The sequence below is a fragment of the Hyalangium sp. genome (assembly GCF_045802625.1).
Taxonomy (GTDB): domain Bacteria; phylum Myxococcota; class Myxococcia; order Myxococcales; family Myxococcaceae; genus Hyalangium.
Map to the genome: position 1 here is coordinate 57960 of NZ_JBJMQP010000025.1, position 17353 is coordinate 75312.

The following is a 17353-nucleotide window of genomic DNA, read 5'->3' on the forward strand; positions in this document are numbered from 1 at the left end:
CCTCTCGGTGCTTGGACCGGGTGGCTGGAGTGTTGGAGGCTGCGCGCGCGGCCGTGGAGGGGTGGTAACCGGATGCGTCTGTTGCATACGTCGGACTGGCACCTGGGGCATACGCTGTACGACGTCTCCCGGGAGGCGGAGCATGCCGCCTTCCTGGACTGGCTCCTCGTCACCCTCGAGGCCCAGAGCGTCGATGCGCTCCTGGTGGCCGGAGACATCTTCGACACCGCCAACCCCAGCGCCGAGGCGCAGGCGGCCTGGTACCACTTCATTGCTCGGGCTCGCGGCAAGCTGCCGGGGCTGGAGGTCGTCGTCATCGGCGGCAACCATGACTCGGCGGCGCGCCTGGATGCGCCGGACCCGCTCTTCGCCGCCCTCAAGGTGCGCGTGGTGGGTGGGTTGCCTCGGGCTCGCGGGACGCTCGACTTCGAGCGGCTGCTCGTGCCGCTCCATGACTCGCGCGGCAAGGTGAAGGCCTGGGTGGCCGCCGTGCCGTATCTGCGGCCCGCGGACCTGCCCCTGGTGCGGACCGAGGGAGACCGGCTCGTCGATGGCGTGCGCGAGGTGTATGGCCTGACGCTGGAGGCCGCTCGACGGCTCCGGCAGGCCGGACAGGCCCTGGTCGCCATGGGCCATTGCTACATGGTCGGCACCGAGGTTTCGCTCCTCAGCGAGCGGAAGATCCTCGGCGGCAACCAGCACGCGCTCCCCGTGGACCTGTTCCCCGAGGATGTGGCGTATGCGGCCCTGGGGCACCTGCACAAGGCGCAGCGCGTGGGCGGGCGCGAGGGCGTGCGCTACAGCGGCTCGCCCATCCCGCTCTCCTTGAGCGAGGCGCACTACCGCCATCAGGTGCTGCTGGTGGAGCTTGAAGGCGAGGCGCTGGGCTCGGTGCGGCCGCTGTCCGTGCCTCGCACCGCGGACATGCTCCGCGTGCCCGAGCGGGACGCCGCGCCCCTCGAGGACGTGCTGGCGAAGCTGGCCGAGCTGCCCGAGCTGGACAAGGACACCCCCGAGCAGGCTCGGCCCTATCTGGAAGTCTGCGTGTCGCTGCCTCGGCCCGAGCCCTCGCTGCGGCGCAAGGTGGAGGCGGTCCTGGAGGGCAAGGCGGCTCGGCTGGTGAAGCTGACGCCCTCGTACACGGGCACGGGGCTGGTGCTCGCGGAGACCCAAGCGGGCCTCTCCCTGCGCGATCGCACCCCCGAGGATGTCTTCAAGGCTCGCTACGCCCGCGACTACCAGGAGCCCATGGCCCCGGAGCTGCTCGAGGCCTTCCACACGCTGCTCACCCAGGTGCAGGAGGATGCCTCGTGAAGATCCTCGCCATTCGCGGCCGCAACCTGACGAGCCTCGCCGGCGACTTCGCGCTGGAGCTGGATCAGGCGCCGCTCGACAAGCTGGGCCTGTTCGCCATCACCGGTGCCACCGGCGCGGGCAAGAGCACGCTGCTGGATGCCATGTGTCTGGCGCTCTTCGATCGCACGCCGCGGCTCAATGGGCGCGGGGGCGTGCCGGTGGGACGCGACGGCGAGGAGGTGGATGACCGGCTGCTGTCCCATGACGTGCGCGGCGTGCTGCGGCGCGGGGCCGCCGAGGGCCATGCCGAGGTGGACTTTCTCGGCAAGGATGGGCGGCGCTACCGCTCCCGGTGGTCCGTCTGGCGGGCGCGCAACAAGGCGGAGGGGCGCTTCCGGCCGCAGGAGCTGAGCCTCACGGATGTGGCCAGCGGGCAGACCTTCGGGCGCACCAAGTCCGAGGTGCTCGAGGCCGTCGAGCAGCGGCTGGGGCTGTCGTTTGATCAGTTCCGTCGCTCGGCGCTGCTGGCCCAGGGCGAGTTCGCCGCGTTCCTGCGCGCGGACGCCAGCGAGCGCGCCGAGCTGCTGGAGCGCATGACGGGGACGGAGATCTACAGCCAGCTCTCCATGGCCGCGCACGAGCGCCACAAGGCCGAGCAGGCCCAGGTGGAGAAGATGGAGGCCGGGCTGGCGGCCATCTCCCGCCTGTCCGACGAGGAGCGCGGGGCGGTGGAGCGGGCGCTCGCGGACGAGGAGGCGGCTCGCGCCAAGGCGGAGGGAGCGCTGACAGAGGCTTCAGCCGCGGCGGAGTGGTATGCGGCTCGGGCCCGGCTCGTGGAGTCCGAGCGTGAGGCCGCGACAGCCCAGGCTCGGGCGGCGGAGGCGGTGGAGGCGGCGGCGCCTCGGGAGGCCATGCTGGGCCGTGTGCGCGCGGCGGAGGCCTTTCGTGCTCCGGTGGCCGCGGTCGAGGTTGCTGAGCGCGCGTTGACGGAGGCGTCGGCGGCCCAGGCGGCTCGGGCGGCCGAGGCGGAGAAGGCGCTCGCGGCCTCGGGCGCGCGGGGAGCGGAGTCGCTGCAGGCGGAGTCCTCTCGCGCGGCGGCGCAGGCGGCAGAGGATTCCGCAGGGCCGGCGCTGGCCGAGGCGGATCGGCTGGACGCGCAGGTCGCCGTGGAGCGGCGCGAGGCCCAGGAGGCTGCACAGCGGGCGGAGTCCTCTCGCGCGGCCGAGGCCCAGGCGGCTTCGGTGCTCGCGGGCATTGTCGGCGAGGAGACGGCGGCTCGCACGGCGGCGGAGGCGGCTCAGAAGTGGCTGGCGGACCATTCCCGTATGGAGGCGCTCGCGCGAGAGTGGCCTCGCTGGGAGGCGGAGCTTGTCCGCTATGAGCGCGCGGCTTTGAGTGAGCAGCAGGCACGGGCCATGTCGGCCCGGCTTGGCAAGGATGGGGTGCGGCTGCGTGAGGCCGCGGAGCTGAAGCGGCAGGAGCGGCAGGTCGCCGCCGAGGCCACGGAGACGGCTCAGGCCACAGCCACTCACGCCGAGGCTGCGGTCGGCGAGGACGCGGGCTCGGCTCGGCGCGTCCTGCGGGACTCTCTGCTAGCGCGTCAGGAGGCGTTGCGGGCGCTGGGCATGGCTCGTGACGGAGCTGTCGCGGAAGCGTCGGCGGAGCAGGAGTCCAGCGCGGACGCGGAGGCCGCGAAGCGTGAGGCGGAGAGCGCGGCGGTCGAGGCGCATGAGGCCGCAGCCCTCCGGTTGGAGCTGGAAGCGAGGTTGAAGGAGGCTCAGCGGGCGCTGGCTCAAGCCCAGGCGGCGCAGGGGCTGAGCTCACACCGCGCGGCACTTCGAGACGGAGAGCCTTGCCCGCTCTGCGGAGCAACGGAGCACCCCTATGGCCGTGCCGAGGCCGTGCTCGAAGGGCTCGTCGTCGATGCTTCCTCGCGTGTCGAGGCGCTGGAAGCGGAGCGCACGGCCACGGCTCGGAAGGAAGCGGCGGCGCTCGCACGGCAGCAGGCGGCCCGTCCCCAGCAGGAGCAGGCGGAGGCTCGGCGGAGCGCCGCGGCGGCTCGGCGCGCGGGACACCGCGAGGACTGGGCGAAGGCACGTGCTCGCCTTCAGCAGCCACTGCCCCCCGAGCAAGCGGAGGACGCGGGAGCGCGAGGCTGGCTCGAAGAGGCCCTGAAGGAGACCCAGGCCCGGCTTGCCACGGTACGGGCCGAGGAAGAGGCCGCGGAGGGTAGGGCTCGCACGGCGCGGGAGGCTCGGGCCGCGCTGGAGTCCTGTCGCTCGCGGCTGGAGGCGGCGGTCGAGGCGCTGCGGCGCGCGGAGGAGTCGCTCTCGCAAGCCGAGCAATCCGCTCAGCAAGCCGAGCGCGACGCGGAGCAGGCGGCGGAGGCTCGGCGGCAGGTGCTCGTGGATCTGGCGGGGGCCTTCGCGGGCTCGAAGGAGTGGGAGGCGCGGCTCGCGGCGGATCCCGCGGACTTCCGAAAGCGCTGCGCGGTCAAGGTGTCCGAGTGGAATGCCCGCGAGGAGGCACTGAAGGCGGCCCAGGCCCGCGAGGTCGAGGCCCGAGGCAACCGCGCCGCCGCCGAGGCTCGCAAGGAAGCCCAGCGCGAGGCCGCCGAGGAACAGGCTCGTGTCTGGAAGCGCGCGGACGAGGCGCTCCAGGCAACGCTGGCCGCCCGAGCGAAGGTGCTCGAAGGCCGCGCCACCGAGCAGGTCCGCACGGCCCTGCGAGCCGCCGTGGAAGCGGCCACCCAGGGCTACGAGAAGGCTCGGGCCGCCGCGGAGTCCGCGAGCCGGGCCGCCGCCGTGGCCACCGCGCGCTCCGAGGAAGCCGCCAAGGCACGTGCCTCGGCCGTGGAGGCTCGGGGGCAGGCCCAGGCGTCGCTCGCGGCGCTGCTGGAAGGCCAAGGCGTGACGCTGGAGGAGGTTCGCCAGCTGCTCGCGCACGATGCCGCCTGGTGTGAGGCGGAGGCCCGTGCGTTGGCGGAGCTGCACGAAGCGCTCTCGAAGGCCCGGACGGTGCTCGACGAGCGCAAGGCCTGGCGCGCCAAACATGAGGCCTCGGGTCCGCCGACCCTGCCCGAGCCCGACGTGGCAGCCGCCTGCGCTCGTGCTCGCACCGAGGTAGAGGCCCGTCGCGCCGCAGCGGCCCGCTCGAAGGCCCGGCTCGATCAGGACGATGAGGCCCGCAGCCGCTACGGCGCGGAGGCCCAGGCCCTGGAGGACCGGCGCCGAGCCGCCGAGGTGTGGAAGACGCTCCAAGAGCTGATCGGCTCCTCGGACGGCAAGAAGTTCAAGGTCTTCGCCCAGAGCCTCACCCTGGACGCGCTGCTGCTGCACGCCAACGCCCACCTGCAGGAGCTGGCCCGGCGCTACCGGCTCATGCGCGTGCCCGGCTACGATCTGGATCTCCAGGTGGTGGATCAGGACATGGGCGACGAGATGCGCAGCCTGGCCAGCCTCTCCGGCGGCGAGTCCTTCCTCGTCTCGCTGGCGCTGGCGCTCGGGCTGGCCTCGCTCTCGTCCGAGACCACGCAGGTGGAGACGCTCTTCATCGACGAGGGCTTCGGCACGCTGGATCCAGAGACGCTGGAGGTGGCGCTGGCCACGCTCGACGCGCTCCAGGCCACGGGCCGCCAGGTGGGCATCATCTCCCACGTGTCCGGGCTGGCCGAGCGCATCGGCGTGCAGGTGCGCGTGGTGAAGCAGGGCGGGGGACGCAGCCGCCTCGTCGTGCAGGTGGAGGGCGGGCTCGCCGAGCTGCCGCCGCCACCGGCCCCGGGCTCGGGCTCCGGACAGAAGGTGGCGTGAGGCCTATCCGGCCAGGCTCGCCAGGTACCGGTCCAGCGTCTCCGCGAAGGAGGGGTCATCGCTGAGGAACGCGAGCCCCACGCCTCCCTTGTACGGATCATCCACCACGTGCACCACCAGGGCGTCTCCCTGGAGCCGGTCCCCGTTGGGCAGCCTCACGTCCACCCGGACGATGGCGTCCATCGGCGGCCGGTGGGCCGTGCGCACGAAGAGGCCCCCGTTGGAGATGTTCGTCGCGTGCTCGCGCACGAAGTCCAGCTCCGTGCGGAACTCCATCTCCAGGTTGACCGGGAAGCGCTTGTAGCGGCGCAGCTCCGGGCCCGAGGGCGCGGCCAGATCCTCGGGCTGCTCCTGGGGCTGCTCCTGAGGCTGGAGCTGCTCGTCCTCCTCCTCGACGGCCTCCAGCGGCTCGATGGGCTCGCCCTCGTCCTCGGGCTCGACGGTCTCCAGCGGCTCGATGGGCTCATCTCCCCCTTCGGGCGACAGGGGCTCGTCGGCCAGGGCCTCGTCCTGGGCCGGGGCTGGAGCGGCCACCGGGCTGGGACCGCCGGGGGGGACGGCCGGGGCGGGCCGGTTGGCGTGCGGCAGGCCCTGCGGAGGCGCGAGCGGCTTCAGCCCGCGGGCGGTGATGCCCTCCAGGTGCTCCTTGAGGGTGCTGGCCGCGCTCCAGTAGTTCTCGGCGGTGATGACGTTGCCGGAGAAGGCGGCGGCGCGGAAGGCATCGCGCTCGGACTTGGGCAGCTTCCACAGCTCCACCAGCGTGCCCTTGCTGGCCTTGATCTCCCACGCGAAACGGTCCATCTCGAGCCGCGGGAAGTCGGACATCTCCAACTTCAGCTCGAGGTTCGCCTCGTTCTCGCGCAACGCGATGATGATCTCGACGGGCTGCGTGGAGGGCAGCAGCTCATCGATGGCTTCCACGATCCCGGCCACATGGCCCGGGATGGCGGAGGCGTTCCACAAAGCTGCGAGACTGAAGGTAGCCACGGCCAGAGAACATACCCGAGCCGATGGATACCTCCACATATCAGCGCGGTTAAGTAATCCCACCTTGTTGGAGAGTAGGCGACAGGCCCGCATCGCAGGGCTGTAGCACCTGCTCCCGGCCGACAGCGGCCCGTTACCGAGCGGGGCGCAGGCCGGCCGGCGGGGCGTCCAGGCGGAAGACGGGGTAGAGGTTGAACCGGGCGTCGTAGGTGGGGTGGCGCTCGTAGAAGAAGCGCAGCCGGGCGCGGGGATCCGCCGCGAAGGCTGGATCCTTCAGCCGTGCCTCCCAGGCGGCCTTCACCGCGGCGTCCTTGGCGAGCAGCTCGCGGGCATACGGCTCCAGCACATAGGTCTCGATGTACTCCTTCTGCTCGAAGTGCGGGTTGAAGAAACCCCAAGTGACGAGCGAGTCCGGGCCCATGGGCTCCAGCAGGTGGGCGAGCAGTGCGACTCCAGGCTGAGCCACCGGCACGTAGAGCGAGCCCGCCGGGAGCGCCTGGGTCTCCCGCTTCCACGCGCCCTGGACGGTGAGGGTCTGGTGGCCCTCGTAGGACTGGGGCGAGAACTTCGCCTCGGTGGAGCGGAACGCCTCCACCTCCGCGGCGGGCACTTCCTTCTCCAGCTTCTGGTAGCGCAGGCCGTGGGCGCGCAGCTTGGCCTCCATCCACGCCGCGTGGGCCGCGGGCACCAGGTAGCCGCCCTTTGGCAGCGGGATGGTGAGCTTGGGGCGCACCTCGTCGAAGAGCGGCACCTTCCACACCTGCGGCTTCGTCTCGTCGTACCGGACCACCTTCTCGTTGGAGATGGGCGAGGGCTCGAAGCTATAGGCGTAGCCGCGGAAGTCGATCAGGTGGCTCTTGTCGGTGTGATCCCAGGTAAGCGTCGCCTCCCGCACCTGCCCGGCCTCGGCCGCCGCGTCCGCCGCCTTCACCGCGGCCTGCATGGCGGCGCCGTTGGCGGCCACGAACTTCAGCGAGTTCTCCAGCACGTTGCGCGTGCTCTTCACGCGGTGGGCGTAGGGCTTCCACGAGTGCGTCTCCACCAGCATCCCGAAGCGGCCGTTCACCGCCCAGTACGTCTGGCTGAAGCGCGGGGGAGCGACGCCCTCGGCGAAGCCGGAGGCCGGATCATCCTCCTTGATGAAGGACGGGTAGAAGGTGACGGGCAGATACCCCTCGGACTGCAGCCCCGTCACGAGCGCCTCTTGCAGCTTCGCGCCTTGGGCGCGCAGGGGCTCGGGGCCGCTGCGCAGCGGCTCGAGGGTGAGGGAGATGTCGTGCTCGAACTTGGCGCCGTCGGTGACGTGGAGATCGATGTAGAAGAGCGGGTTCCACGCGTGGAGGAAGGTGAGCATGGCCACCATCTCCGGGGCATCCGCCTTCACGTAGTCACGGTTGAGGTTGAGGTTCTGCGCGGTGACGCGCCAGCCCATCTCCTCGGGGCCCACCTGGTTGGGGCGGTTGTTGGGGCCGAAGCGCTCGTGGCCGTCGATGTTGAAGACGGGGACGAACACGGCCGTCACCTGCCCGAGCACCCCCGGTAGCGCCTTGCCCGCGAGCACATCCCTCAGCAGCCAGAAGCCGGCGTCCTTGCCGTCAATCTCTCCGGCGTGGATGCCGCCCTGGAAGAAGACGACGGGGCGGCCCTTCTTCGCGTTGGCGGCGGGGGTGAGGGTGCCGTCCGTGCTGACCACCAGCGCGAGCATGGGCCGGCCCTCGGGCGTGGTGCCGAACGTCTCGCAGCGCACCTTGCCCGGGAAGGCCTTGGGGAAGTCTCGGCAGAGGGCTTCCACCTCCGCGTAGCGGCCGGTGCGCGTCCAGTTGGAGCGCTCGGCGGTGGTGGTGAGGGGGGCCTGGGCCAGCAGCACGGCGAGCAGGGAGGGCAGGAGCATGGGGTCTCCCAAACCATACCTGCCCGGTGGGCTCAACCCTGACGAACAGGCAGGCTCTGGCCCACGGCGAGCACGTGGAGCTTCTCGCGTGGCCACTGGCGGCGGGTCCACTCCTTGTCCAGGCGCTGGGGCGGCTCGTCGAGCGGCTCGTCGGTCAGCTTGAAGGTGCCCCAGTGCATGGCGAGGAAGCGCGCGGCGCCCAGGTCCTCGAAGGCCTGCACGGCCTCCTCCGGGTTCATGTGCTGCTTGCTCATGAACCACGCGGGATCATACGCGCCGATGGGGAGCATGGCCGCGTCGATGCCCGGGTAGCGGCGGCCGATCTCCTTGAAGCCGTCGAAGTAGGCGGTGTCGCCCGAGTGGTAGAGCCGGGCGCTGGAGCCCTCGATGACGAAGCCGCCCCAGAGCATCTGGTTGGCATCCCCGAGCCCGCGGCTGCTCCAGTGCTGCGAGGGGACGTAGTGCACGGTGACGGGGCCCACCTTCGTGGAGCCCCACCAGTCCAGCTCGGTGCAGGGCAGCTTGGGGCCGCGGAAGAGCTTCGCGTGTCCCAGGCCGGTGACGATGGGCGCACGGGCGGCCACCAGCGAGGGCATGTCCAGGTGATCGTAGTGGTTGTGCGAGACGAGGCTGGCGGAGATGGGCGGCAGCTTCTCCAGCGGAACACCGGGCGGCACGTTGCGGCGGATGACGACGTTGATGGCGTCGCGGAGCACCGGATCAATGAGCAGGGACACGCCGTCGAGCTGCACCAGCCAGCTCGCATGGCCGAGCCAGGTGAGGCGCGCGCCCTCGCCCGGCGCGGGGGGAGTGGCCAGGGCCTTGAGGTCCGGCTCGACGCGGGGCATGGGGGCCCGGCCTGGAGACTTGCGCCGACGGCCGGCGAGCTTGTCCGCCACCGCCCACTTGAGGACGTTGTTGAACGCCTGCGGTCCACTGCCGTCGAGGTTCTTGAAGCGCGGTGCCATGAGGACTTTCTCCTGGGGCACTGGGGCCCGTGACGGGGTTCATGCTCAGTCAGCGCCCATTCGCGCAAGGGGGGCCTGCCGGCTCGGACGAGGAGTGAGACCCTGGAGGTGGGGGCTGGATCTCCCACCTTCACCCCCGCGAAAATCGTCCCACCTACCTGAAATGTTCGCTGGAGATTCTCCCCAGGTGAGGTAGTCACGCCCCCGCCACGGGAGGGCTCGTGCCTGCCACGGCCCTCCCTCGTTTCCCGAGCCCGCCTCGGCGGGCGACCAGGAGGCTGAATGCTCCAGAAGTTGATGCCCAAGTCCGACGAGTTCTTCGACGACTTCGACGCCCAGTGCGCCGCCACCGTGGAGGGCACGAAGATGCTCCACGCCCTGCTCAGCGACTACCGGGATGTGGCCGCCAAGGTGCAGGCGCTCAAGGACGTGGAGCACAAGGGCGACGAGGTGGCGCACACCTCGTTCAACCGCCTGCACAAGCAGTTCATCACCCCGTTCGATCGCACGCAGATCCACTCGCTGCTGTCGCGCATTGACGACGTGCTGGACTTCACCAACGCGGCGGCCTCGCGGCTGCACTACTACGAGATCCAATCCAGCCTGCCGGACGCCACGGAGCTGGCTCGCATCCTGGTGCTCAGCGCCGAGAAGGTCCGCGAGGTGGTGGCGGCGCTGCGGCATATCAAGCAGCCCGAGCAGATCCTCGCCGGCTGCAAGGAGATCAAGAAGCTGGAGAGCCAGGCGGACGAGGTGCTGCGCGCCGGCGTGGGCCGGCTCTTCAAGAGCGGCGTGGATCCCCTCACCATCATCAAGTGGAAGGAGATCTACGACATGATCGAGACCGCCACCGACAAGTGTCTCGGCGTCGCGCACGTCATCGAGGGCGTGGTCCTGGAGCACTCCTGAGATGCTGCTCACGGCTGTCATCGTCATCGTCGCGGTCGCGCTCATCTTCGACTTCATCAACGGCTTCCACGACGCGGCCAACTCCATTGCCACGGTGGTGTCCACGCGCGTGCTGTCGCCGAACCTGGCGGTGGCCTGGGCGGCCTTCTTCAACTTCATCGCGGCGTTCGGCGGCGGGGTGAAGGTGGCCAACACCATGGGCAAGGGCATCATCAACTTCGACATGCTGCGCGCCCAGGGCCCCACCGCGGTGCTGGTGGTCATCTTCTGCGCCCTGATGGGCGCTATCTCTTGGAACCTGCTGACGTGGTGGTGGGGGCTGCCCTCCTCCTCGTCCCACGCGCTGGCCGGAGGGATGATCGGCGCCACGCTGCCGGTGCTCGGCTTCCAGGGGCTGGTGGGGGCGGGCATCGCGAAGGTCGCCGCCTTCATCGTCCTGTCGCCCGTCATCGGGCTGGTGCTCGGCACGCTGATGATGCTGGCGAGCACCTGGGCGGTGCACCGTCAGACGCCGCTGAAGGTGGACACGTGGTTCCGGCGGCTCCAGCTGCTGTCCTCGGGGATCTTCTCCTTCAGCCACGGCACCAATGACGCGCAGAAGGTGATGGGCATCATCGCCGTGGTGCTCTTCGGCACCATCTGGAAGGACCAGGAGTTCCACATCCAGTGGTGGATGATCCTCTCCTGCCACGCGGCCATCGGCCTGGGCACCTTCTTCGGGGGCTGGCGCATCATCAAGACCATGGGCCACAGCCTCACGAAGCTGGCGCCCATCGGCGGCTTCAGCGCGGAGACGGGCGGCGGCGTCACCATCATCGCCCTGGCCAAGCTGGGCATCCCCGTGTCCACCACCCACACCATCACGGGCGCCATCGTCGGTGTGGGCTCCACCAAGGGCTGGCGCGCGGTGAAGTGGGGGGTGGCCGGCCGCATCATCTGGGCCTGGGTGTTCACCATCCCCGCCGCCGCCGCGGTGTCCCTCATCGTCTACGCCATCGTCTCGGGAGTGATGCGGCTGGTGGGGTAGGCCGTCCGCCTCGAGCCTCCCGGGCGAGCGCGCTCAAATGGAACGGGGAGCACCCGGTGACTCCGAGTGCTCCCCGTCTCATTTCAAGCGATGTCCTTCAGCCGGAGCGGGACCCTCATCAGGCCCCAGCTCCCTCCGAGCCGTGGCTCAGGCCGGCTTGAGGGCGTCCTTCGGGACCATGATGACCACGGACTTGCAGTCGCCGTAGACGATGCCCGGCATGTCCGCGTAGTTGTGCGTGGTGTTGCCGTGGTTGCGCACGATGCCCATGTCGTTGCCGTGCGAGCCGCCGCTCCAGCCCCAGCCCGTGCGGGACTGGAAGATGATGGCGCCGCTGGGCACCTTGCCCTCGGAGGCCAGCTTCCGGTACTGCGAGGCCGAGACGACGTTGGCGGTGGCGTTGCCGTAGGGGCTGTGGATGGCCTCCTTGTGCGAGCCGGGGAACGGCACCGACGCCCAGCCGCCGTTGCGCAGCATCTGCGCCATGCCGCCGCGGGGGTTGTTCGGGTCCGAGCCCGTGGCCACCGGGGTGTGCGGCACGCCCAGCCGCTTCATGTTGTTGAGCGTGGTCAGCACGCAGTAGCCGGTGGGGCCGTTGTTCAGGTGCGAGGTGGCCAGCTTGTGGAGGATGGGGTTGTTGGTGTCGATGCGGTAGTTGCCCACCACCGTGCCGGCCTTGGCCGCCTTCTCCATGGCCGCCAGCGTCTTCGGGCCCACCGAGCCCGCCGAGTCAGTGCCCACGTGGTGCTGGTGCTGGAACTCCGACACCGCCTTCTTGGTGGCCGGGCCGAACTGGCCGTCCGTGTCAATGCCCAGCAGCTTCTGCACGTGCTTCACCGAGCCACCCTCCATGCCCTCATGGAGGTGCGCCTTGCCCGACTTCACGTCCGCCAGCGCGGGCGCCGGCTTGTACTTCGAGCCAGGCTCGAAGTGATCGCCGCCCGTGGTGGGCTTGGGCGCCGGCTTGCTGTGCTGCTCGAGCGCCTTCTGGAGCGCCGCGTGCGTCTTCGGGCCGGCCACGCCGTCCGCCGTCAGGTGGTGCTTGCTCTGGAAGGACTTCACCGCGTGCTCGGTCTTGGGGCCGAACTCGCCGTCCGCCTTGCCCACGCTGAAGCCCAGCTTGTTGAGCTGGTTCTGCAGCGTCTTCACCGCCGCGCCGCTGCTGCCCTCCTTGAGCGTCGGAGCGCTGGCGTGCGAGGTGCCCGTGCTGGGCTTCGTGCCCCCGGTGCCGGAGGAGCCGGAAGAGCCGGAGGTGCCCGTGGCGCCGCCGAAGTGCGGGGCCAGATCCTGCGCGCGCGCCCACACGTCGTTGGAGTAGTCATTGCCCGTGGTGCCCACGTCCATGTTCTTGATGGTCTGGACGTTGCCGGCGCCGGAGTTGTACGCGGCCACCGCGCCGCGCAGCTGCTGCTCGGGCGGCCAGCTCGGGTGCGCCTTCTTCACCGCGTTCAGGTCCGCCTTGAGGATGCCGGCGGCCTGCTCGATGTGGGCCGTGCTGTGCGGGCCGCCCTCGAGCTTGTGGTAGCGCTTGTCCACCTGCATCAGGCCGTAGCCGTTGCCGTGGTCACCGAAGCCACGGCTGTCGAGCGCCGCGCCACCGCGCGACTCGCGGCTGGCGATGGCGGCCAGCAGGGCCGGCGGCAGGCCGTACTTCTTGCCCGCGGCGGCGAACTCGGGCGCGTACTTCTGGAGCCGGGCCCGGTCCGTCTCGGCCATCTTGTGCGAGGCGGCCACGCCGGCGTGCAGCCCGTCCTGGTGGGCGGTGACCTCGGAGGCGCCCGTGGGCTTGTACTTGGAGAGGATGGCGTTCGGGTTGGAGGCGGCGGCCGCGGTGGCATGGGGAGCCTGCGTGCGCCGCGTCTGGGTAACGGAAGTGGTCATGGCAGAAGGGTCCTTCGCGGGTTCTCTGGAAAACTCGGATAGACGAAAACCCGCAAGTGAGTTTTCTTGGTTATCGAGATCCGAGGAAGCGAAGTTGCTCCAGAAGACCCACATTCGGCGCGTGAATGCGCCAAGTCCTTGGAATGACTAATTCTTGTTGATGGCGAGCCAAGAGCCAATGGATCAAAAGAAGGGGCCTTCGGGCACGGTGTACCTCTGTCCAATGGATCCCGAGGTCCAGCAGGATCACCCGGGAGCATGCCCGAAGTGCGGCATGGCGCTGGAGCCTCGGACGGTGACGGTGGAGGAGGCGCCGGATCCCGAGCTGCTCAGCATGACGCGCCGGTTCTGGGTGTCCCTGGCGCTCACCCTTCCCGGGGTCATCCTGGGCATGTCGGACGTGCTGCCGGGCGAGCCGGTGCAGCGGTTGTTGTCTCCGGGCGCGATGGCGTGGGTGCAGCTGGTGCTGGCCTCGCCGGTGGTGCTGTGGGGCGGGTGGCCCTTCTTCCAGCGAGGCTGGGCGTCGGTGCGCAATCGCCACCTCAACATGTTCACGCTCATCGCGCTGGGCACGGGGGTGGCGTACCTCTTCAGCGTCTTCGCCACGCTCTTCCCTGGCGCGCTGCCACACGCCTTCACCGGCCACGGAGGCAACGTCCCCGTCTACTTCGAGGCCGCCGCGGCTATCACCACGCTGGTGCTCGTGGGACAGGTGCTGGAGCTGCGCGCGCGCCGAGCCACCTCCGGAGCGCTCCGGGCCCTGCTGAGCCTGGCGCCCACCACGGCGCGCCGCATCCGAGAGGGCGGGCACGAGGAGGACATTCCGCTGGCGCACATCCATCCGGGGGATCGGCTCCGGGTGCGCCCGGGCGAGAAGGTGCCGGTGGACGGCGTGGTGCTGGAGGGAGAGAGCGCGGTGGACGAGTCGATGGTGACCGGCGAGTCCCTCCCGGTGGAGAAGGCGCCCGGCGCGAAGGTTACAGGGGGCACCGTCAACGGCACGGGTAGCTTGATCATGCGAGCGGAGCGGGTAGGACGGGACACGCTGCTGGCGCGCATTGTCCAGCGGGTCAGCGAGGCGCAGCGCACGCGCGCTCCCATCCAGCGGCTGGCGGACAAGGTGTCGGCGATCTTCGTGCCCACGGTCATCGCGGTGGCGGTGCTGACGGCGCTCATCTGGGGCGTGTGGGGGCCGGAGCCGCGGCTGGCGTACGCGCTGGTGAACGCGGTAGCGGTGCTCATCATCGCCTGCCCGTGCGCGCTGGGGCTGGCCACGCCCATCTCGGTGGTGGTGGGCACGGGGCGAGGCGCGCAGGTGGGGGTGCTCATCCGGGACGCGGCGGCGCTCGAGCGGCTGGAGAAGGTGGACACGCTGGTGGTGGACAAGACGGGGACGCTTACGGAGGGCAAGCCACGGTTGGTGTCGGTGGTGTCGGCCCCGGGCTTCGAGGAGGCGCGCCTGCTGCGGCTGGCCGCGAGCCTGGAGCGTGGGAGCGAGCACCCGCTGGCCGCCGCCATCGTGGCTGGAGCCCAGGAGCGGGGCGGGGTGCTGGCGCCGGTGCAGGACTTCCGCTCGCTGACGGGTAAGGGCGTGACGGGGCGAGTGGAGGGAACCGCCGTGGCGCTGGGCAACGCGGCGCTGCTGTCGGCGCTGGAGGTGGAGGCCGGAGCGCTGGCCGAGCGGAGCGAAGCCCTGCGCCGCGAGGGACAGACGGTGGTCTTCGTGGTGGTGGAGGGAAAGCCCGCGGGGGTGATCGGCGTGGCGGACCCCATCAAGCGGTCCACGCCCGAGGCGCTCCAGCTGCTGCGCCGCGAGGGCCTGCGGGTGGTGATGCTCACGGGCGACAGCCGCACCACGGCGGAGGCGGTGGCGCGCAAGCTCGGCATCTCCGAGGTGGTGGCGGAGGTGCTCCCGGAGGCCAAGGGAGACGTGGTGAAGCAGCTTCAGGCCGAGGGCCGCGTGGTGGCGATGGCCGGGGATGGCGTCAACGACGCTCCGGCGCTCGCGCAGGCGGACGTGGGCATCGCCATGGGCACGGGGACGGACATCGCCATGGAGAGCGCGGGCGTGACGCTGGTGAAGGGCGATCTGCTCGGCATCGCGCGGGCCCGGAAGCTCAGCCAGGGCACACTGCACAACATCCGCCAGAACCTGTTCTTCGCCTTCGTCTACAATACACTCGGCGTGCCACTGGCGGCGGGGGCGCTCTACCCGGTGTTTGGGCTGCTGCTAAGCCCCATGTTCGCCAGCGCGGCGATGAGCCTGTCCTCCGTGTCGGTCATCTCCAACGCGCTGAGGCTGCGCCGGTTGCCGCTGTAGCGCTCCTTCAAGGACTCGAGGTCTCCGATGCGTTCCGCTCTGCTGATCCTCTCCTTCTGGGCGCTCCCGTGGGTTGCTGGAGCCCAGGCCTCTCAGGAGCCGCAGAGCTCCGAGCCTGCTCCCGCGGAGCCCTCCGCTCCGGCCATGGGCCACCACGAGCATGGCGCCATGGCTCACGAAGCGGCTCCTTCCTCCGAGCCGATGTCCATGAGCGGCATTCCGATGATGCGCAATGCCTCGGGCACGGCGTGGCAGCCCGACGCCTCGCCTCATGCCGGGCTCCACTGGAGCGCCGCCGGCTGGGACTTCATGTTCCATGGCCTGCTCTTCGGTGGATACGACTGGCAAAGCGGCTCGCGGGGGGGCCACGAGCCTGTCGGGATCGGGTGGTTGATGTTGATGGCCGACCACGACGTGGGCCCGGGGCGCTTCGGCGCGCGGGTGATGCTCAGCCCCGAGCCCTTCACCGCCCAGCACCACGGGGGCTATCCCCTGCTCTTGCAGACAGGGGAGACGTACCAGGGCGAGCCGCTGCATGACCGGCAGCACCCGCATGATCTCTTCATGGAGGTGGCCGCCACCTATACCCAGACACTCTCGAGGGACTGGGGCTTCCAGCTCTACGCCGCGCCCGCGGGCGAGCCCGCGCTCGGGCCCGTGGCCTTCCCGCACCGGCTGTCCGCCTCGTCGGATCCGCTGGCGGTGATCGGCCACCACTGGGAGGACTCGACGCATATCTCCTTTGGCGTGCTCACTGCTGGGCTCTTCACGCCCATGGCGAAGCTCGAGGCCTCCTGGTTCAACGGCCGCGAGCCTGACGAGAACCGCAAGGACTTCGATCTCCGGAAGCTGGACTCGTACTCGCTGCGGCTGAGCATCAATCCGGCTCACGAAGTCAGCGCGCAGCTGTCCTATGGCTACCTGCCCAGCCACGACGCGCTCCATCCCGATGAGCCTCTGCACCGCATGACGGCCTCCGCCATGTACCACCGGCCGTTCGGCTCCGACGGGCACTGGGCCACCACCGCGGTCTTGGGCCACAACGTCGAGGGCGACCACGGCGGCTCCAATGCGTTCCTGCTGGAGACGAACCTGGATCTCGATGGCCGCAACGTCGTCTTCGGCCGCGCCGAGTACGTCCAGAAGACGGGCCATGATCTGGTCCTGCCCGAGCCGCTCGATGAGGAGCGCTTCGGCGTGTCCAACCTGGTCCTGGGCTATCTGCGCAACTTCGAGCCGCTGGGGCCGGTGCTGCCCGGAGTGGGCGTGCGCGCCGCGGTGAACCTCGTGCCCTCGGCGCTCGAGTCCACCTATGGCAGCCGTACGCCCGTGGGCGGGATGGTCTACCTGCGCCTGGCCTCCGCGCCCATGCAGCACTCGGGGCACATGGCACATTAGGTTAGAGTGCGAGGCATGAGCTCTCGCGAGGAGGCCCGGGCGCCGGGTGCGCCGGCAGGCAACATCTCGGTGGTCCACCTGCCGAACTGCTGGTTCATCCTCTGTGCTTCGCACGAGCTGGGGGACAAGCCGCTCGCGCGCACGCTGCAGGGCACGCCGCTGGTGCTCTTCCGAGGAGCGGGAGGCCAGCCCGCCGCGCTCCTGGACCGCTGCCCCCACCGCAACGTGCCGCTGTCGCTGGGGAAGGTGGCGGGTGGCCAGCTCCAGTGCGGCTACCACGGGTGGACGTTCGACTCGGCGGGCGAGTGCCGTGCCATTCCAGGCCTGTCGGGAGACACGCGCGCCAGGGCCCGCTGTGCCGCCTCGTACGCGGCGCGTGAGGTGGATGGCTTCGTCTGGGTGTACTCGACGCCGGGGGTGGAGCCGGCGACGGAGCCCTACCGCTTCCCGCTGCTGGGCGAGCGCGGCTACAGCACGGTGCGCCGCACGCTGAGGGCGCCCGGCTCGCTGCACGCCACGCTGGAGAACACGCTGGATGTGCCGCACACCGCGTTCCTCCACGGTGGCCTGTTCCGCACGGCGAAGAAGAGCAACGAGATTGAGGTGGTGGTGCGGCGGAGCTCGGATCGGGTGGAGGCCGAGTACATCGGCGAGCCTCGGCCCAAGGGGCTCGTGGGCAAGGTGCTGGCGCCGGGCGGCGGGGTGGTGCAGCACTTCGACCGGTTCCTGCTGCCCTCCATCGCCCAGGTGGAGTACCGCATCGGCAATGACAGCCACCTGATGGTGACGTCGGCGATGACGCCGGTGTCGGACTGGGACACGCTCGTCTACGCGGTGGTGACGTTCCGGCTGCCCATTCCCCACTGG

11 protein-coding genes are annotated in these 17353 nt (G+C 70.4%); 7 read left to right on the forward strand and 4 right to left on the reverse strand.

Features of this window, described 5'->3' with window-relative positions:
• Positions 1-72: 72 nt before the first annotated feature.
• A complete protein-coding gene (locus ACJ8AT_RS04705) occupies positions 73-1314 on the forward strand; it encodes an exonuclease SbcCD subunit D C-terminal domain-containing protein (RefSeq protein WP_407736342.1) in 1242 nt (413 codons plus the stop codon).
• On the forward strand, positions 1311-5105 hold the full coding sequence (locus ACJ8AT_RS04710) for an AAA family ATPase (protein ID WP_407736343.1): 3795 nt from the start codon (positions 1311-1313) through the stop codon (positions 5103-5105). Before ACJ8AT_RS04705 ends, ACJ8AT_RS04710 begins: the two co-directional genes overlap by 4 nt.
• Positions 5106-5108: 3 nt before the next feature.
• Here the strand turns inward: ACJ8AT_RS04710 and ACJ8AT_RS04715 are convergent, their stop codons facing one another.
• From ACJ8AT_RS04715 to ACJ8AT_RS04725, 3 genes are all read right to left on the reverse strand, one after another.
• Positions 5109-6092, reverse strand: a complete 984-nt coding sequence (locus ACJ8AT_RS04715) for a TIGR02266 family protein (protein ID WP_407736344.1) — start codon at positions 6090-6092, stop codon at positions 5109-5111.
• Positions 6093-6225: 133 nt separating this feature from the next.
• Positions 6226-7983 (reverse strand): M14 family zinc carboxypeptidase, encoded by a 1758-nt coding sequence (locus ACJ8AT_RS04720; protein ID WP_407736345.1) that lies wholly within the window; start codon positions 7981-7983, stop codon positions 6226-6228.
• 32 nt (positions 7984-8015) lie between these two features.
• A complete protein-coding gene (locus ACJ8AT_RS04725) occupies positions 8016-8951 on the reverse strand; it encodes an MBL fold metallo-hydrolase (RefSeq protein ID WP_407736346.1) in 936 nt (311 codons plus the stop codon).
• 282 nt (positions 8952-9233) lie between these two features.
• Here ACJ8AT_RS04725 and ACJ8AT_RS04730 point away from each other — a divergent pair, with 282 nt between their 5' ends.
• Together ACJ8AT_RS04730 and ACJ8AT_RS04735 are read left to right on the forward strand one after the other, a co-directional pair.
• Positions 9234-9860, forward strand: a complete 627-nt coding sequence (locus ACJ8AT_RS04730; protein ID WP_407736347.1) for a DUF47 domain-containing protein — start codon at positions 9234-9236, stop codon at positions 9858-9860.
• A 1-nt stretch (position 9861) separates the two neighbouring features.
• Positions 9862-10887, forward strand: coding sequence for an anion permease (locus tag ACJ8AT_RS04735; RefSeq protein WP_407736348.1), 1026 nt, complete (start codon positions 9862-9864; stop codon positions 10885-10887).
• Between the two features lie 147 nt (positions 10888-11034).
• Here the strand turns inward: ACJ8AT_RS04735 and ACJ8AT_RS04740 are convergent, their stop codons facing one another.
• Positions 11035-12768 carry a peptidoglycan-binding protein gene (locus ACJ8AT_RS04740; protein ID WP_407736349.1) on the reverse strand — a complete coding sequence of 578 codons (1734 nt, stop codon included), beginning with the start codon at positions 12766-12768 and terminating at the stop codon, positions 11035-11037.
• A gap of 178 nt (positions 12769-12946) precedes the next feature.
• On the opposite strand from ACJ8AT_RS04740, the gene ACJ8AT_RS04745 reads away from it, so the two are divergent.
• The 3 genes from ACJ8AT_RS04745 to ACJ8AT_RS04755 form a co-directional block, all read left to right on the forward strand.
• Complete coding sequence (locus tag ACJ8AT_RS04745; RefSeq protein ID WP_407736350.1) at positions 12947-15088, forward strand: copper-transporting P-type ATPase; 2142 nt, start codon at positions 12947-12949, stop codon at positions 15086-15088.
• A gap of 27 nt (positions 15089-15115) precedes the next feature.
• Positions 15116-16486: a hypothetical protein gene (locus ACJ8AT_RS04750; RefSeq protein ID WP_407736351.1), complete on the forward strand. Its 1371-nt coding sequence runs from the start codon at positions 15116-15118 to the stop codon at positions 16484-16486.
• A gap of 15 nt (positions 16487-16501) precedes the next feature.
• Positions 16502-17353, forward strand: an 852-nt coding sequence (locus ACJ8AT_RS04755; RefSeq protein WP_407736352.1) for a Rieske 2Fe-2S domain-containing protein, incomplete at its 3' end; no start/stop codon positions are given.